Below are 23,978 nucleotides of genomic sequence, written 5' to 3'. Positions count from 1 at the left end.
TTGTACCAAATATTTTTGGTACAAACGAATGGCAATCACAGACGCTTGGCTTAGAGCCACCCAAGGGAAACCCTATAAGGGAAAACCCGAAGTCACTCACCGTGACGGCCTAGGCGTACGCGTTAGCCCTAAGGGAAAAATCACGTGGATTTACCGGGTGATTTACCTAAGCAAACCCATAAAAATGAAGCTTGGTGAATACCCGGCAATGAAAATGCGTGACGCATTGCGTGAGCGCGATAAAAAAGCTGAACTCGTTATGTTGGGTGTTGATCCTCGCGTTGGCGTTAACCTTTCTTTGTGACGCCCCAGTTGTTTAGCTATTTTTGCGGTACTGATTCCTTGCTTTCTGAGCGCAGAAATCATATACCTTTCAATCTCAGTGAGGTGTGTGTATTTCATGTTTTTTACTTCTTGGCGGGAGCAAACTTCATGATTAACGCACCTTACTGTTTTTATGTTCAGAGGTGTCGCACTTCGTACTTGAATCCTAGATAATTAATAGTTGCCCTGTTAAAGATCTGTATACATGTGATCTATACCCATTCAACTTGAAGATGCAGGTTTTAATATCTGAAAATTATCCGTAATTCTGGATGCCAGTGAGCCTGCAACTTCTGGTAGCGTCACATCGAAAAAAGTTTTTGATTGCAGAGGTAAATGCCACTTTGGAGGAAAAATAAACATTGTTCCTCACATGCTCATTCATTACTTTCCAAAGTCGCTCTATTGGATTCAAGTTTGGGCTGTATGGTGGTAAGTAATGAAGTGTACTAATTCAGACCTGATCTGACAGTTACCCACTTTTCGACTCGGTGCCTGCCAGATTATATTTGGGCTAGATTCTTTTCAGCCCAGATTGATTTCCCATCCTCTAATGTCTCTATTGGCGTTCTGCCACAGCACATTTTTCCTTGATGGGTACGATGATTGTTGTAGTAGTCCATCCATTCGTCCAGATCTTTCTGTAACTCTTCTATTGAACCATACAGTTTCTTTCTGAATGTCACTTGGTAGAACTCATTTAATATGGTCTTGTGGAAGCGCTCGCAGATACCATTTGTCTGTGGCGACATCGCTTTCGTTTTCGTGTGGTCGATATCATTGATGGCAAGATAGAGTTGGTAATCGTGCTGTTCAACACGGCCACAGCATCCAGTACCTCGGTCAGTCAAGATCCTGAGCATAAGCAGCTCATGTGCTTCGAAGAACGGGAGCACCTGTCATTCAACATATCAGCAGCCGTGATGGGTGTTTTTGTCGTGTAGAGCTTAGCGAAGGCGATTTTGCTGTAGGTATCAACGAACGTCTGCTGATAGATGCGTCCAACACCTTTAAGGTTGCCAACATAAAACGTGTCTTGAGACCCGAGATAGCCTGGGTGCGCTGTTTCAATCTCACCACAAGCCTCGTCATCATGTTTCTTGCGCTCAAAGGCTGCAACTTGCTCGTCCGTTAGAATGATACAGCGACCTGTTTTTCTAAGGCAATAAGGCGCTTTTTGAAGTTTTCTAAGTCATTACGAAGCCAGATTGAGCGAACGCCACTTGGAGAGATAAAGACACCGAGTTTACGTAGCTCGTTGCTTGTTCTCACTTGCCTGTAAGCAGGGAAATCGATGGCTTCTTTGGTTTTGAAGCTCTTTCGCGCTTAAGTTGATTTCACGCACTTGGTTGTTGGCTTCTTCGAAAGAATTCTTTGTAAATTTAAGTCCTAGAAGCTCGCCAGTTTCCCTGTTATTTCTTCTTTGCCAAGTGCGTTTCGTGGGTTAGCTTTTAGTTTCTCAGTTGTCCGTTTTACTTTGCTGCTTGAAAGCAATAATGTGTTTTAAATTAGGCCGTTGGGTCGTAAATCTCCGGCTAAAGTGCAGCAGCTAACAAGAGACTATGGCGTCAATAGTTAATTTTTGACGCTATCTTTATCCCACATCACACCGTCTCTTAGCATCGAATTTAAGATCACCACCCTCTTTCTCATACAAGCAACAATGGCTACTTTTTCCGGTTTTCCTGCCGCAAGTAATCGTTCATATGCTGCCTTAAAAACAGGATTACATTGGATAGCCGACATCATCGCCATATACATAACGGTCCTAACTTGAGCCCGTCCCCCTTGTATCATCCGCTTGCCTTTAAAGCGGCCACTTTCTCTTGTTATTGGTGCGACGCCAATGAGAGAAGAAGCTTGTTTGTTCGTGATATAGCCCAACTCGGGCACATTACTAATTAAGGAGGCCGCAAGGACTTTGCCAACGCCTGGCATGCTTTGGAGAAGAGTATTTTTGGCTTGATACTCAGGACAGCTATCAATCAGTTTCGCTATCTTTGCTTCTACTTTTTCAATCTGATTTTTCAGAGCGGTAAGAATGGGGGTGATAGTCGATGAGATGTTCTTTGGTAATATTTGTAGTCGGTTTTTTTCCATGGTTTGCATGGTGAGTAGTTGGTTGCGCCTAGTGACTAAGTCACTCATAAGGGGTATATTTTCGCTTTTTATCTTGGTCAGTTCGGGCTGAACCCGTTCGGCATAATGTGCGATGAGGGCCGCATCTAAACGGTCGTTCTTAGCTCGTTGGCCAATAGCACCGGCAAATCGTTTAATGCGCAGTGGATTGGCAATGACATAAGGTAATTTTGCTTTATCACAGGCGAGTATAAAGGGCATTTCTAATCGACCCGTTGCTTCGATAACGACGCGTTGAGGTTTGTGTTTCTTAATGGTTTTTATGGCATGGCTGATGCCTTTTTCGGTGTTTGGGGCGGTGAAGTAAATGTCGAGTGGGCGGATATAGATATCTAATTGTGACTTACCCGTATCAACGCCGACATTAATGTTTTGAAGTGTGTTTGTATTCATAATAAGCTAACTCTTGCTTGCAAATTCGGGCTCGAGACCCAGAAGACTATTCGAGAGTGGTGCTTGGAGTTCTATCAGGCGTTCGTACTTGTTATCGGTCTCTCAATTGAGGAGCCATCGTTCAATCGAACTGCCAGATAGAAGAACTTTAGTTGCAGCTAAAGTCTGGGTCTCACCTTACCCGATTGCGTTAGTTATTATCCATACAAGGCGTTCAAGTGGGATTTGGCACGCGCGGCATTTTTACTATGAGTTGGTTTTTGTGGTTACGGTGTTATGCGGAAGCTTGATAGTAGCGTTGTCTACCCCTTAAGCGGGCGTTATGCTTCCGAGTACCCCACGTTTAGTAGACACTTTACTAAGTTAGATCTAGGGTCTAATTGAGAGGTGATTTATGGCTAAACATCGTAATCCAGCGTACACCGATGAGTTCCGCAAAGAAGCAGTTCGCTTGGCCGGTCTTCCTGGCCGAACAGCCGTCTCCGTTGCCAAGGAGTTGGGCATCAGTGCCCAACAAATCCGGAACTGGAAGCGCCAGTTCACACGACTATCTGATAAACAGTTTAACACCTTAGACGGTGTTGACTACTCGAAGAAAGAGTCCGAAGAGCTTCGCGCGCTTAGGCGCGAGAACAAGCGGCTCAAAGATGAAATGGAATGCCTAAAAAAGGTGTCGGCGTACTTCGCGAAGCAGCAAGAGTGAAGTACGAGTATATCGAAAGTTATGTTGGGGAATACAAAGTTACCCATATGTGTCACGCCCTTGATGTATCGCCTAGTGGTTATTACAAGTGGTTGAATCGAGAGCCAAGTGAACGCTCAAAGCGGCGGTGCCGTTTTGAACAGTTAGTGATGTGCACCTTTGCCAAGCATCGTGCTCGTTATGGTTCTGTTCGAATTACCGATGAGTTGAACGAAGCAGGCCATGCCTGTTGCGTTAACTATGTTGCTGATATTATGAAAGAAAAGGGTATCAAAGCGCGCAACGGTATAGGATTCAAATACACTAAGGATATTGCCGCGATGACGAATGTAGCTGATAATTTATTACGTAGAGACTTTGAAGCAGCGCGCCCTAATCAAAAGTGGGTGACAGACATTACGTACATCTGGGGTGAAGAGCCGTTGGCTCTACCTAGCTACGGTTCTGGACTTGCATTCACGCCGTATTGTTGGTTGGTCGTTAGATACGACGATGACGGTTCAACTGATTACCAATGCCCTGAAAATGGCGTTCAAGTCACGTAAGCCGCCGAAAGGCGTCATAATCCATTCAGACCGTGGTGTACAATACAGAGCACATGAATATCAGGACTTCATGCGTAAGCATGGTGGCGTGCCGAGCATGAGCTGTAAGGGCAACTGCTGGGATAATGCGGTGATGGAGTCGTTTTACAGTCGACTGAAAGTCGAGCTGATATATGCAGAAGACTACCAGAATATCGAAGAAGCTCGAATGGGGATCTTCGAATACATCGAGATCTATTACAATCGAAATAGAAAGCACTCAGCGTTGGGCTACGTCAGTCCAGTTGCGTACGAAAGTGTGTAGTTATGTTGTGTCCACTTTTTGTGGGGTACACCAGGTATTTGGACGTACTAAAAATTAAGGGTGTAGTGTTCAGATTATCCATGGTGTTATGCTGTTAGTTTTATTGTTAATTACGAGGTCTTCATTATGTCAGATGACAGGATTTGGCAGTTGTTGTATGTGCTAAGTCATTTGTTAGGTGTCAGTATTGGGCAGTTGTTGCTTATACTCATTGTATTGATCCCATTTGCATTTCTTCCATCAATTATCGCGTTAAAGAAAAATCATCCTTATAAGATTCCTATCGTTCTGATAAATATTTTAGGTGGTTTATTGTGGTGGGCTGGATGGTTAATTGCTTTGATTTGGTGTTTTATTGTCCCAGAAAAGAAAGCTGCGAGCATAGCTAGCGTTGCAGATGAGCTTGATAAGCTCCACTCTTTGAAAGAGAGAGGTGTTATCTCTGAGGATGAATTCAACGCCAAAGAGAAGGAACTAATACAGCTGTAAAAAACCACATAACAAACGCCTCAAGAGGGACTGTCAACGCGTGGCGTTTCCAGTCCCAATGAGCCGTGGTGGTTATGTGGTTGTGTTTGAGTTTGGTGGTAATGCGTTGTCAGCCCCTTAGGCGGGCGTTATGCGCCTCGGAGTAATATGAAAGTAAAGTTGAATACAAAAATAAGTATTGTTAAATCATTTATTAGCTGGGTTCCACTTTTATTGGCTTCATTAATCTTTTATTTTGTGATGTTGTGGGCTGGTATAATGTGGCTTTTCCAAAGCTATTTAAGTTTCTCTGAAGTTGAAGCTCGAGAGGTATCATTTCCCTTAGCGGGAGCGCTACTGTGCGTGATAGTGTCTATTTACTTTATTTGGTCAGCCAAAATATTGGATACTTTTCGCTTGGAGATTGAAGGTTCCCACTTGATTATCAAGTCCGGTGGATTTAAAGGAATAAATAGAAAGGTACCAATAAATGAAATTAAGGGAATCTATATTGGTTCTCAAACCAATGCGATTGAAAATTTATCTGGACACCCTGCTATCAAGGATTTAGTTGCTTCTCGATTGGTGGTAGTACTTAAATCAGGAGAAATGCTTAAACTAGATCTAGCCCTCAAAGCTTTTGATAGCAACTCATTGCTTGAACTGTTAAAGCAGGTAGAAAAACTTGGTGTGCAAACAAATATCAGCGCTTAGATGTGTGATTCATAGACATCCTTTCAACTATACTGGATGTCTATGACAGAGAAATTCAACAAAGATTACTGTGGGTAAAGATGTATGAGGAATCTGGTGATGCAGGCCTCGTATGCCGCCGTTGTGGCATTTCCAGACCAACATTGCGTAAATGGGTAAAGCGGCATAAGCAGGATGGAATCGCTGGTCTGGAAAGCCAAAGCAAACGCCCTCATTCTTCTCCAAATGCCAAGATTACTGATGTATTAGGTGCATTGATCCTTGAGATGCGTGTGAACCGCAATTTAGGGGCGCGGCGCATACAAACAGAACTAACCCGACTTCACCAAGTTGAATAGCCACCAAATTAGTAGACACTCTTTAACTTGATTTCATATTGCTTTTCATACTCTACTGGCGACAACTGATTATTGGAACCATGTCGGCGTTTAATGTTGTAGAACATCTCAATATATTCGAAGATGTCCATACGAGCTTCCTCTCTCGTGGTGTAGATCTTCCGCTTAATTCTTTCTCTTTTGAGTAACTGGAAAAAACTCTCGGCAACCGCATTGTCATGACAGTTACCACAGCGACTCATACTTGATTCAAGACCATGCTGTTTCAAAAACCTGTCCCAGTCATGGCTGGTATACTGGCTTCCTTGATCTGAGTGAACGAGCACTTTTTCTACTGGTGAATGACGCCAAATAGCCATCAGCAAAGCATCAAGGACAAGCTCTTTGGTTATTCTACTTTTCATTGACCAACCAATTACCCGCCGAGAGAACAGGTCTACAACTACCGCCAGATACAGCCAACCTTCGTGCGTTTTGATGTATGTAATATCAGTTACCCACGATTGATTGGGCTTGTGTGGGTTGAACTCTCGGGCGAGCTTGTTAGAAACAATGATGTTTTCGACACCACCTTTGGGGCGTGGCTTTCGATAACCTCTTTGCGACTGAATACCTTCTCGCTTCATTAGACAATGAACTTGGTTAATTCCACAGATTTCCCCTTCATCTCGCAGGTCACTGTAGATTTTTCGATAACCATACACACAGCCTGACTCCAGCCAAAACTGCTTTATCAGTCCGAGAAGGTATTTTCGCCGCTTTTCTTGTCTACTATCTGGATTTTTTAGCCAAGAATAATAACCACTTGGGTGAATTCCAAAGACTTTACACATGCGTCGAACAGACCAGATTGTCTTATTCGCTTTAATAAAGGCATACCTCAGTCGGACTGGCTTGCGAAGTACACCGCGGCTTTTTTTAGTATGTCTCGCTCTTCTGTTACTCGCTGCAATTCCTTTTTAAGTCGACGAATTTCAGCACTTTCATCAGATTGAGCTTGGTATTGTGAGGAGTTGGGACCGTAGCGTTTAATCCACGCATACAAACTGTGGCTCGTTGTTCCTAGTCGCGCTGCAACTTCAGACACGCTATGACCTTTTGCAGTCACTTGTTTGACTGCTTCAATTTTAAATTCTTCTGGATATCTCTTGCTGCTCATAAGCACCTCTCTATTAGTCATTTTGTCTAACTAAAAGGTGTCTATCAAGTCGGTGGCTATTCAATTGGTGTTTTCATTAGTGCTTCGTTCCCATGAATGGTATGGATTCGCAAGGTAAAACAGACAGTTATGATGTTTTTCTAGTTGTGCGTAACCGTGAAATTCAGTGCAGTTATCGTCTTAAAAGGTAAGTCAGAGCGGGTCATGATTTTGCTCATTCTTACGTTGAGTGATTCGCTTGTTCTATTGTCCATTTGCCCAATAAAAGTGTAGCCAGTCATTCTGTCGACTAAAGTGACGATACAGTGCTTGGTTCCGCGACCCACGACGGTATCAATTTCCCAGTGGCCAGGCTCTTTTCGATGCTCAGCTTTTACCGATCTTTCGGTAATATGACGCTTTGCTGCTAGGCGTAGGTGTTTCCAGAGCGTTCCACCGAGAGTTTTGTCGTTCCAAACGTACTGATAAATGAGCTCGTGACTCATTGTTGGATAGCCTCTCATTCTTAGGTATCCGACTATTTGGTCAGGGCTCCAATCCAGTCGTAGCAATGCTTCAGGTAGTCTGAAGTCAAGTTTGGTATAGCGTTTATTTCGCCGTGAACGACTAAGCAGGTTGAGCGTCATTTGCTGTGCCCGCTCTGGTTGATAAGAGTACCTATCGAAGAACTTGTTGTAACGACAATTACGTTCAATTTCTCGATAGATAGTGCTTTGTGACGCCCCAGTTGTTTAGCTATTTTTGCGGTACTGGTCCCTTGCTTTCTGAGCGCAGAAATCATATACTTTTCAGTCCCAGCGAGGTGTGTGTATTTCATGTTTTTTACTTATTGGCGCGAGCAAACTTTATGATTATCGCACCTTATTGTTTTTATGTTCAGAGGTGTCGCACTTCGCACTTGAATCCAAGTTGGATATTATCGCTGATCGTTGCACTTCAAGTTTGATACTAAGGTGTTCCAATTTTGTTGGATGTCGTCCCATGCGGAAATTTTGGTTTCACAAAAGGCTGCATCGAGGCTTTTATTATTTAATCTCTATACCGATTCTCAATTAGTTGATTATTTAAAGATACACAGTTAACATAAACCAAGTAATCAAATGAGTACATATAATGGATAAATCATTAGCACCTACCAGACCATACGTATTAACGGCATTGGTTGCTTTGGGTATAGGAATATTCACCTATTTGATAGGATTGATAAATGCAAACCTTCAATTCAATGAAAAAGGTTATTACTTTGTGGTTTTGGTCTTTGGTTTGTTTAGTGTAATCACGCTACAAAAAACCATTCGAGATGAAGCAGAGGGTTTAAAGGTCACTTCAGCATACAAAAACCTAAACATATTCTGTGTAATTACAGCATGTGCTTTAATTTTCATTGGTCTTTACAATGTGGACACGCTTCTTCTTAATGAGAAAGGTTTTTTTGGTATCGCGTTTGTCATGAGCTTGTTTAGTTCAATCGTGGTGCAAAAGAATGTGCGCGATCTTGCATACTTTAAGAGTAGTTCAAAATCAGAGTATAAAAGTTCTATAGAAACTCTTGAGGATGCGCACAACTAGATTACAATAAGTAAATGTGAAAACCCCCAGCTAGGCTGGGGGTTTAGTAAAGCTTACAGCTATAAGTCAGTTATATAACTCCTTTCAATTTGATAAAAACGCCTTGTGGTCTGGCAACTCCAAGAGTTAAATGACACCTGAGCAAATAGAAATTCGGGAATTGAAAAAGAAGCTTGCTCGCCTTGAAGAGCATAATGAAATACTAAAAAAGCCACGGCTCTCTTGATGTCCGACTCACTGAACAATTCTTGATAATCAAGAAACTCAAGCAGAGCCACAGCGTAAAAACATTATGCGAAGTCTTCAATGTTCATCGAAGTAGTTATCACTATTGGCTTAAACGCCCAACGGTAATTAATCGCCCAACGGTAATTAATGCGGACACAATAAAGCTGCGCAGCTTGATTAGCGAGGCTTACGCCGCAAGCAATGGCTCTGCGGGAGCGAGAACCATTGCAGATATAGTCACAAATCAGGGTATAAAGCTGAGCCGATACCGAGCAACAAAGCTAATGAGAACTCTTGGGCTCGTGAGCTGCCAAGAACCCCAAGAACCCCAAGAACCCCAAGAACCCCAAGAACCCCAAGAACCCCAAGAACCCCAAGAACCCCAAGAACCCCAAGAACCCCAAGAACCCCAAGAACCCCAAGAACCCCAAGAACCAAAGCATCGTTACAGAAAGGCTTTACAAGAACATATGGACGTTCCAAATCACTTGTGCTGTTACGGATCCAAATGAAGTCTGGGCTGGCGATGTTACATATATTTGGACAGGTAATCGATGGATGTATTTAGCGGTCGTTATCGATCTTTTTGCCCGCAAAGTGGTCGGTTGGTCAATGTCTTTGTCGCCTGATAGTCGGTTGACAGGTAAAGCGCTGTCTATGGCCTATGAATCTCGCGGAAAGCCAAAAGGTGTTATGTTCCATAGCGATCAAGGTAGTCACTATACCAGCTGTAAATACCGTCAATTACTGTGGCGCTTTCAAATAAAACAGAGTTTATCTCGCCGAGGAAATTGTTGGGATAATACGCCGATAGAGCGCTTCTTTATAAGTCTGAAGACGGAATGGGTGCCAACTGTGGGTTATCGTAGCTTCGCTGAGGCTCAACAAGAGATCCCCCGCTACATTATCGGATATTACTGCCAATTCAGGCCACATCAGTATAACGGTGGTCTAACTCCCAATGAATCAGAACGATTATATTGGGAAAACTCTAAAATCGTGGCCAATTTTAGCTGACCACTACAGTAAAAGGTACTTTCTAGACCTTTGTGGTTGCAAACGAGGGCAACCCTCGGGAAATAAAAATTTTTCACCCCTCTAAGGCACCACCAACAACGCTTCTTGTTCGATTAAGAAACAGCGATTTACTTACTGCGTGATTAGTAACGCATTATGTATATCTTTATGGATAGATAAGTCTGCTGCAGAGTTTTGGTGGCTTGCCGTTTAGAATTCTTCATTTTAGTTAGTTAAAAATGCATGCTTGATTATGAAGTTTTTTTAATGAATACATTGTGATTTTAAATCTATCCATTAGAATGCTGCTTGTTACATTGTGCGGTGCATCCGTATTTGTACCTGACATTGTACCAATTTACTTAATATTTCCATCATTAACCTCTAACTATTTGATTTTAATGAAAAACAAACTTAGCAAGTGTTGCTTGGTATGCAACACCACTGTAAGGATTATACATGCCTATTATTACTCTTCCTGACGGCAGTCAACGTCATTTTGAACACCCTGTATCGACAATGGAAGTTGCAGCTTCTATCGGCCCTGGTCTTGCAAAAGCAACGATCGCAGGCCGTGTCGATGGTGTGCGCGTCGATGCGTGCGATCTTATCGAAAATGATGCTAGCCTTGAAATTATAACGACAAAAGATGAAGTTGATGGTTTAGAGATCGTACGCCACTCTTGTGCGCACTTACTTGGCCATGCATTAAAGCAACTTTATCCACAAGCCAAAATGGCGATTGGTCCGACGATCGACAGCGGCTTCTACTATGATATCGATCTTGAGCAATCACTCACGCAGGATGATTTAGAGCAAATCGAAAAGCGCATGAAAGAGCTTGCCAAGACAAAATATCAAGTTGTCAAAAAGAAAGTCAGTTGGCAGGAAGCCCGTGATGCTTTTGAAGCTCGCGGTGAAACATACAAGATGGAAATCTTGGATCAGAACGTGGCTCGTGATGACAGACCGGGTCTATACCATCATGAAGAATACATTGACATGTGTCGTGGCCCTCACGTACCTAACATGAGCTTCTGCCAACACTTTACCCTGCTTAGCATCGCTGGCGCGTACTGGCGTGGTAACAGCGATAACAAGATGCTACAGCGCATCTATGGTACGGCATTCCATGACAAGAAAGCACTTCAAGCCCATTTAACGCGTTTAGAAGAAGCGGCTAAACGTGACCATCGTAAAATTGGTAAGCAGCTCGATCTATTCCATATGCAACAAGAAGCTCCAGGGATGGTATTCTGGCACCATAACGGTTGGTCTATATTCCGTGATCTTGAAGTGTTCATTCGCCAAAAACTCAGTGAGTACGACTACCAAGAAGTAAAAGGTCCATTAATGATGGACCGAGTTCTATGGGAGCGTTCTGGTCACTGGGATAAATATGCGGATGCCATGTTCACGACGTCATCTGAAAACCGTGAATATGCAATTAAACCGATGAACTGCCCAGGCCACGTTCAAATATTTAATCAAGGTTTGAAATCATACCGTGATCTGCCATTGCGTATGGCTGAGTTTGGATCTTGCCACCGCAATGAACCATCAGGTTCATTACATGGTATTATGCGTGTTCGTGGCTTTACTCAAGATGACGCCCATATTTTCTGTACCGAAGATCAAATTCAACAAGAAGTGACATCTTGTATCAAGATGGTCTACGACACCTACACGACGTTCGGTTTTGATAACATCGTTGTTAAGCTGTCTACACGCCCAGAAAAACGTGTTGGTAGTGATGAAATTTGGGATAAATCGGAAGAAGCATTAAAGCTTTCACTGCAGGCAATGGATATCCCATTTGAAATTCAAGAAGGTGAAGGCGCATTCTACGGCCCTAAAATTGAATTTACTTTGCATGATTGCTTAGATCGTGCGTGGCAATGTGGTACAGTGCAGCTGGATTTCAATTTACCTGCTCGTCTAGGCGCGACATATGTTGGCGAAAGTAACGAGCGTCTTGTTCCGGTTATGATTCACCGTGCAATCTTGGGTTCACTTGAGCGCTTTATCGGTATCCTTATCGAAGAGTATGCAGGTTTCTTCCCTACGTGGTTAGCGCCGGAACAAGCGGTAATTATGAACATTACTGATAAACAGTCAGTTTACGCTCAGGAAGTAGCACAAAAACTACAAAAATGTGGAATTAGAGCCAAAGCAGACTTGAGAAATGAGAAGATTGGCTTTAAAATCCGCGAACACACTTTAAAGCGTGTACCGTATATGCTTGTTTGTGGTGACCAAGAGATGGAAGCCGGAGAGATCGCAGTACGTACCCGCAGGGGCAAGGACTTAGGTAAATTTAAATTGGATGACTTTATTGCGTATATCCAAGCCGAAGTTTCTAGCCGTAAGCTCAATCTGGAGGAATAAACTATTAAAGGCGGAAGACGTGGCCAACAGCCGGCCAAACCAAACCAGCACCGTTTAAACGGTGAAATTCGTGGCGTTCGTGAAGTTCGTTTAACTGGCGCAGATGGTGAATCCGTTGGTGTTGTATCAATCAACGAAGCATTAGAAGCTGCTGTAGAAGCTGGTATGGATCTTGTAGAGATCAGCCCTAACGCCGAGCCACCAGTTTGTCGTGTGATGGACTATGGCAAGTTCCTCTTTGAAAAGAGCAAGACTGCTAAAGAGCAGAAGAAGAAGCAAAAACAGATCCAGATTAAGGAAATTAAATTCCGTCCTGGGACTGATATTGGAGACTATCAGGTAAAACTACGCAACCTGACCCGTTTCCTAGAAGAAGGCAACAAAGTGAAAGTTACTATTCGCTTCCGTGGCCGTGAGATGGCGCACCAAGACATCGGTGTCGATGTTCTTCATCGTTTGAAAGAGGATACTGCTGAAATTGCAGTAGTTGAGTCTTTCCCGAGTCGAATTGAAGCACGCCAGATGATCATGATGCTTGCCCCTAAAAAGAAGTAATTAACGGCTTACAAGTAATGAGACCTCGCCGTTGAAAGACGGTGGTGTATTATTCGCCCTAATTACATGTTATTTAAACTACTACAATGCGGAGTTATTCATCATGCCTAAGATGAAAACCAACAAAGGTGCAGCTAAGCGTTTTAAGAAAACTGCTGGCGGTATTAAATTTAAGCACGCTACAAAACGTCATATCCTGACTAAGCGTACTACTAAGAACAAGCGTCAACTACGCCCTAACTCAATTCTTCCAAAATGTGAAGTGGCTGGTGTTATGCGCATGTTGCCATACGCTTAATTCTTTTTAGTTTATTTATCGTTTAGTTTAGGAGAAGCATAATGCCTCGCGTAAAACGTGGTGTACAAGCTCGTGCACGTCATAAGAAAGTTCTAAAACAAGCTAAAGGCTACTACGGAGCACGTTCACGTGTTTACCGCGTAGCTTTCCAAGCTGTAACCAAAGCTGGTCAATACGCTTACCGTGACCGTCGCACTAAAAAGCGTCAGTTCCGTCAGCTATGGATTGCGCGTATTAACGCAGCATCTCGTCAAAATGGTCTATCTTACAGCCGTTTCATTAACGGTCTTAAGAAAGCATCTATTGAGATCGATCGTAAGATCCTTGCTGATATCGCGGTATTCGACAAAGCTGCATTTGCAGTGCTTGTTGAAAAAGCAAAAACTGCTCTTTAATTTAGCAGTGAAGGTTTAAAGAAAAGGAGGGCAAGTATGCTCTCCTTTTTTATTGCGCTTATTTATAAGCGCGACAATGGGCTTAATACACCGCTGGCGCCTCTATCCAGTACGTGAGTGTAAATCTGAGTTGTTTTTACATCACTATGCCCTAATTGTTCTTGTACTGTTCTAATGTCCGCTCCCGCTTCTAGCAAGTGTGTCGCAAAGCTATGCCTTAGCGTATGGCATGAAACTGACTTTTGTATCTCAGCATCATGAGCGGTTTTTCGAACTGCTCGCTGCAATGCCGACTCATTAATATGGTGCCTTCGTTTCAACCCACTATTCTCATCTAAGGTAAGTAAATTAGATGGGAACAAGTAGTGCCAATTAAACTCATAAGGAGCTGAAGGATATTTTTCTCGCAACGCATTGGGTAACCAGACTCCTCCATAACCTTTGGTTTGCATATCCTTATCATAGTAACGCTTAGCTAATGCTTGTTGCTCAGCTAGTTGTGGATAAAGCTCCTTAGCAAGTGTGACGGTGCGGTTTTTTCCTCCTTTTCCTTGCCATACCCGAACCGCACCATAATCTAAATCAATATCCTGTATTCGGAGTCTGACACATTCCATCAGCCGCAACCCTGATCCGTATAAGAGCATAATTTGCAATTGATATCGTGGCTCAATATGTTCTAAAAACCGCTTAATTTCAGTTCTTGTCATCACTACTGGTAATTTCTGAGCAAGTTGAGATTTCTTGAAATTCATGCTAATTGATAGCGGTTCTTTAATGATTTCACGGTACAGAAAATGGAGAGAGTTAAGCGCTAACGCTTGTGTTTTCGCGGCTACTTTCCCATTAACAGCTAAGTCAGTTAAAAACATCTCAACTTCTTTACTACCCATTCTCATTGGATGTGTTTTGTTATTGAAGTAGATGAATCGTGTTATCCAGTGCAAATATGCCTCTATAGTTTTCTTTGCATAGTGTCGCGCTTGCATATACTCTTTAATGCTTAAAATAAATTGTGATTTCATATTTCCCCAACAAAACTGCCTGTTTTTATATACAGTATTATTGTTTTTGGTTTAGTCAACAAACTAAGTTGCATAAAGTCGTCTAATGTGAAGTCTGACGCAGTTTTTATTCAACTAACCATCTGATAAAAAAGTAAGCGCGTCATAAACCCCGCATTCTAATCACCTAGCCCGAATAATAAGATCAAACCTCCAACCCAAAGGAGATTTGAAATGGCCAAACGACGCACTAACCAAGAATGGCGAACCCTGTTCGAACACTATGAATCCAGCCAACTATCACAACGATTATTCTGTGAACGTAACGGACTGAGCCTCTCCACTTTTTACGCTAAGCGCCAACAGTTAAAGCACATCGAAAAACCGAACACGGTTGGCTTTGTTAAAGCAGAAGTCGTTGAAAAGACCACAAAGTATCAAGCCACTCACGTTGTCGTTGCCAATATGACGCTGCTCGTCAATGATGTTGAACTGAGCATCCCACAAGGCACGCCAGCGACCTATCTCGCAGAGCTTATCGGTGCGCTGTCATGAAACGTATGCTCAGTGCTCCCGAAATCTATCTCTATCGCGAAAGCGTCGATTTTAGAAAGTCCATCAACGGCCTCGCTGCGATTATCGAAAATGACACCGACTTGCCCTTGGGCAGCGGCGCACTGTTCCTGTTCACCAACAAACAGCGCGACAAAATCAAAGTGCTGTACTGGGATAAAACAGGCTTTGCTCTTTGGTACAAGCGCCTTGAAAAAGCCAAGTACAAGTGGCCATCAAAAGAGCAAAATGAGGTGTTTACCCTAACTCAATTCGAGCTTGACAGACTGCTTTCTGGCTTCACGATTATCGGCCATAAACCCGTTAGAATAAACGATTTTACAATGACTTAAGCGATAATATAGCCATATCCACCAAGCATTAACGGCATGATTTTAGTATAATCAATGCCATGAAAAAGACGCCAAATATCAACTCAGAAAGCCAAGATGTTGCCGAGCTACAAGCGATGGTGAAAGCGCTGTTGGCGTCAGAAACCCAATTGAAACAAGAGCGTCAATCGCTGCTTGAACAGCTCAAACTTGCCTTCGACCGTCAGTTCGCTAAACGCTCGGAGGCGTTAAAGCCTTACGATGAATCTCAAGGTGATCTCTTCAACGAAGCGGAGTGTGAGGCCGCTAAGGAAGAAGAGGTTGAAGTTGTCACAACGACCATCACAAAGAAGAAACGTGGTAAACGCAAACCACTGCCAAAGACCTTGCCTCGTGAAGTTATCGAACTCGATTTAAACGACGATGAAAAGCAGTGCACTTGCTGTCAACATAACCTGCATAAAATCGGTGAAGACCGTAGCGAGAAACTTGAGTTCACGCCAGCGGTACTAAAAGTGTTGGAATATGTTCGTCCTAAATATGCTTGCCGCCAATGCGAGCAAACAGAAGACAAAAACCACGTCGTTCAAAAGCCAGCGCCGCAAAGCATTATCCCGAAGAGCTTCGCCACAGAAAGCTTGTTGGCCAATATCATCCTCGGCAAATATCAATACGCGATGCCACTTTACCGCCAAGAATCCCTGTTTACCCAGTCGGGTATCGAACTCTCACGAACCACCATGGCAAGGTGGATTATCCAAGTCAGTGAGAAGTTCGCTCCACTTTACGCGGCCTTAAAAACGCACCTACTTGAGCAAGTGGTGATTCAGGCGGATGAAACGCCGCTCAATGTCCTCAAAGAAGATAAACAGTGTTATATGTGGCTTTACTGCTCGGGCGCAGACTCGCCTGAAGCCGCCCTCCCTAATGTGAGAAATATCGTCTTGTACGACTATCAAAACAGTCGAGCTAGGGCGTGCCCTGTTGCCTTCTTGGGGGATTACAGTGGTTATCTACAAACCGATGGCTATGGTGTTTATGATGGGCTTCATCTCGTCACCAATGTCGGTTGCTTGGCGCATGCTCGGCGCAAGTTCATGGAGGCGAAAAAGCTGCAAGGCAAAGGCAAGTCAGGCAAAGCGGATAGTGCATTGGCTAAAATCCAGAAACTCTATGGAATAGAATCACGCTTAAAAGGTGCCTGTGCCGAAAAACGGAAAGCAGAGCGCCAAGAGCATGCTAAGCCGATACTGGATGAGCTTTATGAATGGATGACAACTCAGAAAGTGCTTGAGTCTAGCCCGCTGGGTAAAGCGATAAAATACACGCTCGGTCAGTGGCCGAAGCTGAGCCGCTATATCGATGACGGTCACTTATCGATAGACAATAATCGTGCTGAACGCGCAATAAAACCGCTGGTTATAGGCAGAAAGAACTGGCTCTTCTCGACCAATCCCAATGGAGCTGAAGCGAGCGCGATGCTTTACAGTATCGTCGAGACAGCGAAAGCCAACGGCCTTATCCTTTACGACTACATGGTTAAGTGCATGAAAGAGCTAGCGAAATCTGAGCCTGATATCGATGCACTCCTGCCTTGGAACTTCCAACACTAACAATATCGCCCCGTGGGATCATGGGGCGGATACATAAAAAAGATTTATATGATAGATTTCTAATTATCAAAGTTCATGATAAGTGGCGGTAGCGTGGTAAATTAGGTCGCATTTTGTTGTATAGATAGCGTTATGTGTCTACCCATAAATTATCAATTTAGAGTGAAATAATGGAAGAAAATCAAAAGACTATGTTGCTGAAATGGCGAGCTCGCTGCAAAAGAGCTCAAATGGCGCATAATTATAATGAAATTAGCTTTCGTAGATTTCATATGTCACTTGGGGTGATGCTTATTGTCTTAACTACCTTTTCGAGTGTGCTAATCTTTTCCGATTTTCCTGATTATCCGTGGTTACCGGCAACAGTAAGCATTGCGGCAACTATTTTTGCAGCATTTCAGACATTTATGAAGTTTTCTGAGAGGGCTGATATACATAAGGTATCAGCTCGCCGGTATGGTGAAATCAAGAAAGAAATAGAGTTCATTATTACCTTCGACTCTGACGAAAGAACGCTATCAGAACGCGTTGACTCCATAAGACAAAAGGAAAGTGAAATTTCTCAAGAATCACCGAATACGATTTCTTATAATTGGAAGCGAGCTAAAAAAGAAACCATCAATGAAAATAATGGGTATAGTATCCGCAACAACACATAACAAACGACTATGGCGTCAATCCTTTATTTTGGGCGATGTTTTGGTCCCACATGACGCCATCTCGAAGCATAGAGTTTAGGATGACCACCATCTTGCGAACGCAAGCGATAATCGCCACTTTCTTTGGTTTTCCAGCTTCGAGTAATCGAGCGTAAGTGTCCTTGAAAACAGGGTTACATTGCATGGCTGACATCATGGCCATGTACAAAACGGTTCTCACCTGTGCGCGGCCTCCTTGGATGACTCGTTTCCCTTTGTAGCGTCCGCTTTCACGTGTAATAGGGGCGACGCCGATGAGTGAAGCTGCTTGCTTGTTGGTAATGTAGCCTAACTCAGGCACATTGCTGATGATAGACGCAGCGGCGATATTGCCGATACCAGGTACGCTTTGTAAGAGGGTATTTTTAGTTTGGTATTCGGGGCAATCTTCGATGAGTTTGACAAGCTTATTTTCAATCTTTGAGACTTGATTTTTTATCGCTGTCAGGATGGGTGTGATTGTCGAATGTAGGTACTTAGGCAAAATTTGAATACGATTTTTTTCCATGGTTTGCATCGCGAGTAGCTGATTGCGGCGAATTACTAAGTCACTCATTAAACGTATGTTTTTAGCCTTTATGACTGTCAAGTCAGGTTTAATTGCTTCACCATAATGAGCAATAAGCTGTGCATCTAAGCGGTCATTTTTGGCTCTACGACCAATAGCGCCGGCAAAGCGTTTGATATGAACAGGATTGGCACGAACAATAGGCAATTTGGCCTCGGTACAGGCTAACACGAAGGGCATTTCTAGGCGCCCAGTTGCTTCGATAACGATACGCTGTGGGTTGTGTTTTTTGATGGTGGTTAAGGCTTGTTTGATACCTTTTTCGTTGTTTGGCACGGTAAAAAAGACATCGAGTGGACGGATGTAAATATCGAGCTGTGATTTGCCAGTATCAACACCGATATTAATGTTTTGAAGTGTTTTTGTATTCATAATAAGCTAACTCTTGCTTGCGAAATGCGGGTTCGAGACCCAGTCGACTATTCGAGGTTTATGCTTGGAGTCCTATGAGGTGTTCATGTTTGTTATCGGTCTCTCGACAGAGGAGCCAGCGTTCAATCGAACTACCACATAGAAAGCTTTAGTTGCCGCTAAAGCCTGGGTCTCATTTTACCCTTTTGGCTTGGTTATTATCCATACAAACTGTTTAAGAATGATTCGCAACGCGTGGCATTTATACTATGCGTTGCGTTTAGTGTTTAAGGTGGTATGCGGGAGCTTCGGTATTGCGTTGCTCACACCTTAACAGGGCGTTATGAAGCAAAGCTATGTCGCATCCAGTTTAGTTAATGTTGAGCATGATAAAGGTAGTTTGATGAATCAACTAAGTAATAGCTTGGTAATTTTTGATTTCTTTAAGGAAAAGTTTGAAAGAGATCTGTACTTAATGGAGTTTTCTGTTTCTTCTACAAAGAAATATGGGAAGAGGTGCAAAGACATATCTCACTTTAATGAAGATCTCAAACAATCATTGTTTCTTAAGCAAGTCATTGATGTATGTGCTTTTTTAGATGAGTTTAATGTATTTCGAGCATTAGCTAAAGACAATGAGAGAGTTAAAAATCTCTGCAAACTGGTTAAGCCAGCTTTAAAAAGGATTGAAGGGGTTAAAGGGTTAAGACGTTATAGAAATGCACTCGCAGCTCATAATTTTAGACATGATAGTAAAAAAGAAGATGTTGTTTTAATAAGTGATTATAGCAAACATCCTGACTGCCCTAATTCTATAGCAGAGATGTTTTTTCTTAGTTCACTGTGCATCACGATAATAGAAGCAATAAGCTCTGAGTTTAGTAGTGAGTTAAAACAAGCTCTAGAATGTTATTTCTCGCGTTTAGAAGATGATAGAGATGATCCCCTAAGGGGTATCAAAACATTGCGAGAAGCATATGATGAAGTTGAAAAATATCGTATTAAGTTAGACTTGAAGCCCAAGTTTATTGAGAACGAATTTACTGAATTTAATATGGCTCTCGATAAGTTGAACTGGAGTGTTATTCCTGTAGGTTTCGATCTTGTAGAAGACCAAACAAATAGGGCTTGGTGTGAAGTTTTGGATTTATATTTGCGAATGAGAGGCTATCAAGACATCAAGTATATTCAAGGCGAAAAGGGTCGTTTTATAAATCATTGGTTAGAGCTTTATGGTTATGCGATAACTATTACTGATAAATTAGATGCTTTTGACCCATCAGGTATTAAGAAACATTATGACTCAATTTCTACCTGGGAGCCTCGTAATCATAAAACTCGCGCTCAACAGGCTGACTTGGTTTTTAATGAAGTTATGAAAGTAGTTGTACCTTAGATCTTTTTTATTAACAGATCGTGTATCTTCCTGCTTCATAACAAACTGTTCAAGAGTGATTCGCAACGCGTGGCATTTTTACTATGCGTTGCGTTTAGTGTTTAAGGTGGTATGCGGAAGCCTCGGTGTTGCGTTGCTCACACCTTAACAGGGCGTTAGTTTTTACTAGCTCTGTGAACGTGAAAAATGTAAAATCCCCCATTATATCAATGGTTAATGGTGCTATCTCATGAAAATAAAATTGGCTGAAGAAGTTAAGCACTTAACTTTAGAGGAACTTGAAGAGCTATACGAAAGGTACATTTCGGGTGAGAAAAACCAAGAGCTCATGGAAGAATATGGGATAGATGCTCATCTTGGATTCAAGTACGAAGTGCGACACCTCTGAACATAAAAACAGTAAGGTGCGATAATCATGAAGTTTGCTCCCGCCAAGAAGTAAAAAACATGAAATACACACACCTCACTGAGATTGAAAGGTATATGATTTCTGCGCTCAGAAAGCAAGGGATCAGTACCGCAAAAATAGCTAAACAACTGGGGCGTCACAAAGCCACTATCTATCGAGAAATTGAACGTAATTGTCGTTACAACAAGTTCTTCGATAGATACTCTTATCAACCAGAGCGAGCACAGCAAATGGCGCGCAACCGGCTTAGTCGTTCACGGCGAAATAAACGCTATACCGAACTTGACTTCAGACTACCTGAAGCATTGCTACGACTGGATTGGAGCCCTGACCAAATCGTCGGATACCTAAGAATGAGAGGCTATCCAACAATGAGCCACGAGCTCATTTATCAGCGCGTTTGGAACGATAAAACTCTCGGTGGAACGTTATGGAAACACCTACGCCAATCCACCAAGAAAAGGCGTAAAAGGTACAACTCAAAAGACAGTCGAGGACGGCTGGCAAATAAGCGTCATATTGCCGAAAGACCTGCAGACGCTGAGCATCGAAAAGAGCCTGGCCACTGGGAAATTGATACCGTCGTGGGTCGCGGAACCAAGCACTGTATCGTCACTTTAGTCGACAGAATGACTGGCTACACTTTTATCGGTCAAATGGACGATAGAACAAGCGAGTCACTCAACGTAAGAATGAGCAAAATCATGACCCGCTCTGACTTACCTTTTAAAACGATAACATCAGATAACGGCACTGAATTTCATGGTTATGCACAACTAGAAAAACATCATAACTGCCTGTTTTACTTTGCAAATCCATACCATTCATGGGAACGAGGCACTAATGAAAACACCAATGGTTTGATACGACAATACTTACCAAAACGAACCTCCATGTCACACGTGACACAGAAGCTGTGTAATGAAATTGCATATAAATTAAATACACGCCCACGCAAAAGGCTTGGGTATAGAACACCAACGGAGTATATTCATGCGCATCTGTAGAAAGTGTCGCACTTCAAACTTGATACTAAGCATCCTAATAAACTAGTGTCATTATTTCCACCTGTCATACATGAATCACTTGAATGTGCATATTGTGCTTTGCCTCTATTTTATAAACGAAAAAGCAAGTCGGGCAGCTCATACTCTATGGAATACTTTTGTATAGAGTGCAGTCACAAGGAAGGTCATCATTACAACAGACCACTTGTTTGTACTTGTTTACCGTGTTCTGAGAAAAGAGCTGAAGCCGTTAGAGTAAAACTAGCCGCAGATCTTGAGAAAATTTCTCAAGAGTATGACCTTGATAAAAAGGCTATGTTTAGTTATTCAAAGTTATCGTTTAGTCATAAGTGCTATTTGCTATCCCTGTTTTTAATGCAATCAGAGTCAGAGCTTAATCATATTAAGTCGTTGAACAATTCTGGCAGTGCCGTGGATTTATCTCCTACATCTAATTTCGACAATGAAATTATTTTAAAGTTACATCGTGATGGTGTGATTGTTGTGGATCCAAGCTCTCCTGTTTCGGCATTTGATTCCTCAGACGACTTTAAATCATTCTATTATCGAGATGTACTTTGGGTTGTTAATGTTTCATTAGATGGTTCTAATAGGTTAAGCCTCGAAGAATTATTCAAGTTAGTTTATGTTGAGTTACGCGATGGTATACAGATTGAGTGGGAAGACGATCTCAAGGAGCTAGTATTTAGGCTCGCTGAAGAAGAAGTTGTTACATATTTAGATGCTTGCCTAGAACAACTTCAATTACCTGAGGCTCCAAAGAAAACAAATGAAGTTATAAAAGAAATCCTCAATGAGTTTTCTGTATCAGAAATATACTATTTTATAAAGAAAGCCACAGAAAACGCTCACTTATTTTATGCAAAGGGTAAGGCGGAGAGTCGAAAACATGCGGTAAATACAATCCCAAGTAAGATCTTATATTTGGCGACAAGAGCTAGCAATGAAGGGTGGGACGTTTATAAATATAATCGTACTTATAGTACTGAACGGTCTCAGTTAAACATTGCGTTATTTGATTTGGTCATTGGTGGTGGTGACGATATTGCATTCTATAAATCTCCAGAAGTTCTTTGGAATAATGAGTTATATAAGATATTTGATAGTTCTAAATCAACAAAAGAAAGTAGCAAAGAGGCTAGTTGTGTAATTTGTGGTTCAGCAGATATCACAATTAAAACGGACAAAAACTCTTTAACGCTTCTATGTACCGAATGTGGGGAACAGCAACAGTTTTACGCATCAAAAAACTAACAAAGCGTTTAAGGCAGATTCCCAACGCCTGGCACTTTTCATTCCATCGTTGGGTCTTGTGTTTAAGGTGGTATGGTTAGGTTCTGTGGTGGCGTTGCTCACTACTTAACGCGGCGTTATGTGTTTTTTCGGGATCTATAAATCAAGTATCAATATAGTATGATTTATATCACAGAAATTGATGATATCAAGAGTAGTATTCATAATTCAATTACATAAATAAAAATTTTAAAATGAAAAAAATACAGATTAGCATTGCTGCTTTACTTTTTATGAGCACGTTGTCTTTTGCTTCTACGACCACGATTGAATGTACTTATAACAAATATTCCGATTCTGAAGGTGGCCATACTGTGAAAAATGACTTTATTCTACGGTACCTTATCGATCCTGATATAAATAAAGTTTATGTATTAGGGAATAATGGCAGTAACGAAGTAGTAAAAATATCGGGTGGAAATCATGTTTCATTTTTAGAAACGACAGGCTCTGGAAATGTAATGGTTACAACGATTACCGAAGATCTTAAAAGTGTTCATAGCAGAAATACAGTAGGTTTTGGTGGTGCTCTTATTCCATCTCAATATTATGGTACTTGTTTGGCAAAGTAGTACACACATAACAAAGCAATCAACACGATTTATTACATTCGGCGTTGTAGGTTTGTCTTTGGTTTCGGTGTTTAAGGCGGTAAAATTCAATTAAGTCGTCGTAGTAATAAACGTGTTATTGCGGCGTTATGAAGCAGGAGGCAATCATGACTAAACCACATGAAAATATCGTACTGGAACCAGTAGCTCCATCAGAGTTTTGCAATGTATTTTCGGCGACAAAGCAAGCTCTTAAACTTCATGTTGAACCCATTTATGGGTGGGATGATGAATACCAGTATCATCGCTTAACTACTGAATATCAGCATAGCTGGTATTATTGGGTAACTTATCGAAATCAAAGAGTCGGTCTTATTTGCTTCAAACCGTACGATCAAGCATTTCATATCCACTTGTTGATCATCTTTCCAGATCATCAGAAGAAAAAATTGGGTTTTAAGGTTATCAATCACATCCATCAACTAGCTGCTGAAGCAAATAGAAATCTCATTACATTATCTAGTTTTAAAAGCAACAAATCAGCCATAGGCTTTTATAGTAGTTTAGGCTACCAAATCACAGATAGTGGTGATGAAAACTTCGTTAGTATGGCGTGTGAAATTGCTTCTTAGTATCAAGTTTGAAG

General features: G+C 42.0%; 25 protein-coding genes and 8 pseudogenes. 24 read left to right on the top strand and 9 right to left on the bottom strand.

Features of this window, described 5'->3' with window-relative positions:
- Positions 1-28: 28 nt before the first annotated feature.
- Positions 29-280 (top strand): annotated as a pseudogene (locus tag N5E84_RS20110) (Arm DNA-binding domain-containing protein); the annotation flags it as partial.
- A 17-nt stretch (positions 281-297) separates the two neighbouring features.
- On the opposite strand, the pseudogene N5E84_RS20105 reads toward N5E84_RS20110, so the two are convergent.
- The 4 genes and pseudogenes from N5E84_RS20105 to N5E84_RS20090 all read right to left on the bottom strand — a co-directional run.
- Positions 298-402: pseudogene (locus N5E84_RS20105) on the bottom strand (helix-turn-helix domain-containing protein); the annotation flags it as partial.
- 144 nt (positions 403-546) lie between these two features.
- Positions 547-769: pseudogene (locus N5E84_RS20100) on the bottom strand (transposase); the annotation flags it as partial.
- 58 nt (positions 770-827) lie between these two features.
- Positions 828-1,623: pseudogene (locus tag N5E84_RS20095) on the bottom strand (integrase core domain-containing protein); the annotation flags it as partial.
- A gap of 276 nt (positions 1,624-1,899) precedes the next feature.
- Positions 1,900-2,856, bottom strand: coding sequence for an IS110 family transposase (locus N5E84_RS20090; protein WP_019281619.1), 957 nt, complete (start codon positions 2,854-2,856; stop codon positions 1,900-1,902).
- A 394-nt stretch (positions 2,857-3,250) separates the two neighbouring features.
- On the opposite strand from N5E84_RS20090, the gene N5E84_RS20080 reads away from it, so the two are divergent.
- The 6 genes and pseudogenes from N5E84_RS20080 to N5E84_RS20055 form a co-directional block, all read left to right on the top strand.
- Entirely contained in the window at positions 3,251-3,559 is a 309-nt protein-coding gene (locus N5E84_RS20080) for a transposase (RefSeq protein WP_019281617.1), read from the top strand.
- On the top strand, positions 3,514-4,104 hold the full coding sequence (locus N5E84_RS20075; protein ID WP_103261216.1) for an IS3 family transposase: 591 nt from the start codon (positions 3,514-3,516) through the stop codon (positions 4,102-4,104). Before N5E84_RS20080 ends, N5E84_RS20075 begins: the two co-directional genes overlap by 46 nt.
- Positions 4,010-4,408: an IS3 family transposase gene (locus N5E84_RS20070; protein WP_157731309.1), complete on the top strand. Its 399-nt coding sequence runs from the start codon at positions 4,010-4,012 to the stop codon at positions 4,406-4,408. The genes N5E84_RS20075 and N5E84_RS20070 overlap by 95 nt, the downstream gene beginning before the upstream one ends.
- Positions 4,409-4,534: 126 nt before the next feature.
- Positions 4,535-4,897: an SHOCT domain-containing protein gene (locus N5E84_RS20065; protein WP_019281616.1), complete on the top strand. Its 363-nt coding sequence runs from the start codon at positions 4,535-4,537 to the stop codon at positions 4,895-4,897.
- Positions 4,898-5,044: 147 nt separating this feature from the next.
- Complete coding sequence (locus N5E84_RS20060; RefSeq protein WP_019281615.1) at positions 5,045-5,590, top strand: hypothetical protein; 546 nt, start codon at positions 5,045-5,047, stop codon at positions 5,588-5,590.
- Between the two features lie 32 nt (positions 5,591-5,622).
- Positions 5,623-5,922, top strand: a pseudogene (locus tag N5E84_RS20055) (helix-turn-helix domain-containing protein); the annotation flags it as partial.
- Positions 5,923-5,936: 14 nt separating this feature from the next.
- On the opposite strand, the gene N5E84_RS20050 reads toward N5E84_RS20055, so the two are convergent.
- Together N5E84_RS20050 and N5E84_RS20045 are read right to left on the bottom strand one after the other, a co-directional pair.
- Positions 5,937-7,087, bottom strand: a protein-coding gene (locus tag N5E84_RS20050; protein ID WP_095661361.1) for an IS3 family transposase whose coding sequence is annotated in 2 segments (ribosomal slippage) — positions 5,937-6,850 and positions 6,850-7,087 — 1,152 coding nt in all. Because the reading frame shifts where the segments join, the coding sequence is not laid out codon by codon here.
- Between the two features lie 63 nt (positions 7,088-7,150).
- A pseudogene (locus N5E84_RS20045) lies at positions 7,151-7,904 on the bottom strand (IS30 family transposase); the annotation flags it as partial.
- A gap of 296 nt (positions 7,905-8,200) precedes the next feature.
- Here N5E84_RS20045 and yiaA point away from each other — a divergent pair.
- Together yiaA and N5E84_RS20035 are read left to right on the top strand one after the other, a co-directional pair.
- Positions 8,201-8,656, top strand: coding sequence for an inner membrane protein YiaA (yiaA, locus tag N5E84_RS20040; protein ID WP_019281657.1), 456 nt, complete (start codon positions 8,201-8,203; stop codon positions 8,654-8,656).
- A gap of 130 nt (positions 8,657-8,786) precedes the next feature.
- Positions 8,787-9,195 (top strand): annotated as a pseudogene (locus tag N5E84_RS20035) (IS3 family transposase); the annotation flags it as partial.
- Here N5E84_RS20035 and N5E84_RS20030 read toward each other — a convergent pair.
- Positions 9,122-9,367 (bottom strand): hypothetical protein, encoded by a 246-nt coding sequence (locus tag N5E84_RS20030; protein WP_164732800.1) that lies wholly within the window; start codon positions 9,365-9,367, stop codon positions 9,122-9,124. The pseudogene N5E84_RS20035 and the gene N5E84_RS20030 sit on opposite strands and share 74 nt — an antisense overlap.
- Here N5E84_RS20030 and N5E84_RS20025 point away from each other — a divergent pair.
- From N5E84_RS20025 to rplT, 5 genes and pseudogenes are all read left to right on the top strand, one after another.
- A pseudogene (locus N5E84_RS20025) lies at positions 9,313-9,901 on the top strand (IS3 family transposase); the annotation flags it as partial. The gene N5E84_RS20030 and the pseudogene N5E84_RS20025 overlap by 55 nt on opposite strands.
- Positions 9,902-10,360: 459 nt before the next feature.
- Positions 10,361-12,289, top strand: coding sequence for a threonine--tRNA ligase (gene thrS, locus N5E84_RS20020; protein ID WP_010319593.1), 1,929 nt, complete (start codon positions 10,361-10,363; stop codon positions 12,287-12,289).
- Between the two features lie 3 nt (positions 12,290-12,292).
- A complete protein-coding gene (infC, locus tag N5E84_RS20015; RefSeq protein WP_080569453.1) occupies positions 12,293-12,844 on the top strand; it encodes a translation initiation factor IF-3 in 552 nt (183 codons plus the stop codon).
- 103 nt (positions 12,845-12,947) lie between these two features.
- Positions 12,948-13,142: a 50S ribosomal protein L35 gene (gene rpmI / locus N5E84_RS20010; protein ID WP_010319591.1), complete on the top strand. Its 195-nt coding sequence runs from the start codon at positions 12,948-12,950 to the stop codon at positions 13,140-13,142.
- Between the two features lie 41 nt (positions 13,143-13,183).
- On the top strand, positions 13,184-13,537 hold the full coding sequence (gene rplT, locus N5E84_RS20005) for a 50S ribosomal protein L20 (RefSeq protein WP_010319590.1): 354 nt from the start codon (positions 13,184-13,186) through the stop codon (positions 13,535-13,537).
- A 62-nt stretch (positions 13,538-13,599) separates the two neighbouring features.
- Here the strand turns inward: rplT and N5E84_RS20000 are convergent, their stop codons facing one another.
- Positions 13,600-14,562 (bottom strand): integron integrase, encoded by a 963-nt coding sequence (locus N5E84_RS20000; RefSeq protein WP_017043784.1) that lies wholly within the window; start codon positions 14,560-14,562, stop codon positions 13,600-13,602.
- 213 nt (positions 14,563-14,775) lie between these two features.
- On the opposite strand from N5E84_RS20000, the gene tnpA reads away from it, so the two are divergent.
- From tnpA to N5E84_RS19980, 4 genes are all read left to right on the top strand, one after another.
- Positions 14,776-15,096, top strand: a complete 321-nt coding sequence (tnpA, locus tag N5E84_RS19995) for an IS66 family insertion sequence element accessory protein TnpA (RefSeq protein ID WP_019283194.1) — start codon at positions 14,776-14,778, stop codon at positions 15,094-15,096.
- Complete coding sequence (gene tnpB, locus N5E84_RS19990; protein WP_019283195.1) at positions 15,093-15,446, top strand: IS66 family insertion sequence element accessory protein TnpB; 354 nt, start codon at positions 15,093-15,095, stop codon at positions 15,444-15,446. The genes tnpA and tnpB overlap by 4 nt, the downstream gene beginning before the upstream one ends.
- A 59-nt stretch (positions 15,447-15,505) precedes the next feature.
- Positions 15,506-17,038 (top strand): IS66-like element ISVa11 family transposase, encoded by a 1,533-nt coding sequence (locus N5E84_RS19985; RefSeq protein ID WP_069211897.1) that lies wholly within the window; start codon positions 15,506-15,508, stop codon positions 17,036-17,038.
- A 170-nt stretch (positions 17,039-17,208) separates the two neighbouring features.
- Positions 17,209-17,697: an SLATT domain-containing protein gene (locus tag N5E84_RS19980; RefSeq protein WP_069212263.1), complete on the top strand. Its 489-nt coding sequence runs from the start codon at positions 17,209-17,211 to the stop codon at positions 17,695-17,697.
- Positions 17,698-17,704: 7 nt separating this feature from the next.
- Here the strand turns inward: N5E84_RS19980 and N5E84_RS19975 are convergent, their stop codons facing one another.
- Positions 17,705-18,676, bottom strand: a complete 972-nt coding sequence (locus N5E84_RS19975) for an IS110 family transposase (RefSeq protein WP_019282910.1) — start codon at positions 18,674-18,676, stop codon at positions 17,705-17,707.
- A gap of 322 nt (positions 18,677-18,998) precedes the next feature.
- On the opposite strand from N5E84_RS19975, the gene N5E84_RS19965 reads away from it, so the two are divergent.
- The 6 genes from N5E84_RS19965 to N5E84_RS19935 all read left to right on the top strand — a co-directional run bounded on the left by N5E84_RS19965 (position 18,999) and on the right by N5E84_RS19935 (position 23,964).
- Positions 18,999-20,051 carry a hypothetical protein gene (locus N5E84_RS19965; RefSeq protein ID WP_198303358.1) on the top strand — a complete coding sequence of 351 codons (1,053 nt, stop codon included), beginning with the start codon at positions 18,999-19,001 and terminating at the stop codon, positions 20,049-20,051.
- A gap of 229 nt (positions 20,052-20,280) precedes the next feature.
- Positions 20,281-20,439 carry a hypothetical protein gene (locus N5E84_RS19955; RefSeq protein ID WP_164732802.1) on the top strand — a complete coding sequence of 53 codons (159 nt, stop codon included), beginning with the start codon at positions 20,281-20,283 and terminating at the stop codon, positions 20,437-20,439.
- Positions 20,440-20,498: 59 nt separating this feature from the next.
- Positions 20,499-21,467: an IS30 family transposase gene (locus tag N5E84_RS19950; protein WP_081245536.1), complete on the top strand. Its 969-nt coding sequence runs from the start codon at positions 20,499-20,501 to the stop codon at positions 21,465-21,467.
- A gap of 147 nt (positions 21,468-21,614) precedes the next feature.
- Positions 21,615-22,742: a hypothetical protein gene (locus N5E84_RS19945; RefSeq protein WP_232513701.1), complete on the top strand. Its 1,128-nt coding sequence runs from the start codon at positions 21,615-21,617 to the stop codon at positions 22,740-22,742.
- A gap of 233 nt (positions 22,743-22,975) precedes the next feature.
- Positions 22,976-23,353 (top strand): hypothetical protein, encoded by a 378-nt coding sequence (locus N5E84_RS19940; protein ID WP_029388418.1) that lies wholly within the window; start codon positions 22,976-22,978, stop codon positions 23,351-23,353.
- A 146-nt stretch (positions 23,354-23,499) separates the two neighbouring features.
- Positions 23,500-23,964 (top strand): GNAT family N-acetyltransferase, encoded by a 465-nt coding sequence (locus tag N5E84_RS19935; protein WP_069212199.1) that lies wholly within the window; start codon positions 23,500-23,502, stop codon positions 23,962-23,964.
- Positions 23,965-23,978 lie beyond the last annotated feature (14 nt).

This window comes from Vibrio sp. J502 (assembly GCF_025397955.1).
GTDB lineage: Bacteria > Pseudomonadota > Gammaproteobacteria > Enterobacterales > Vibrionaceae > Vibrio > Vibrio anguillarum.
Note: the sequence above shows the minus strand (reverse complement) of the source record. Positions and strands in the feature narration are given on the sequence as shown.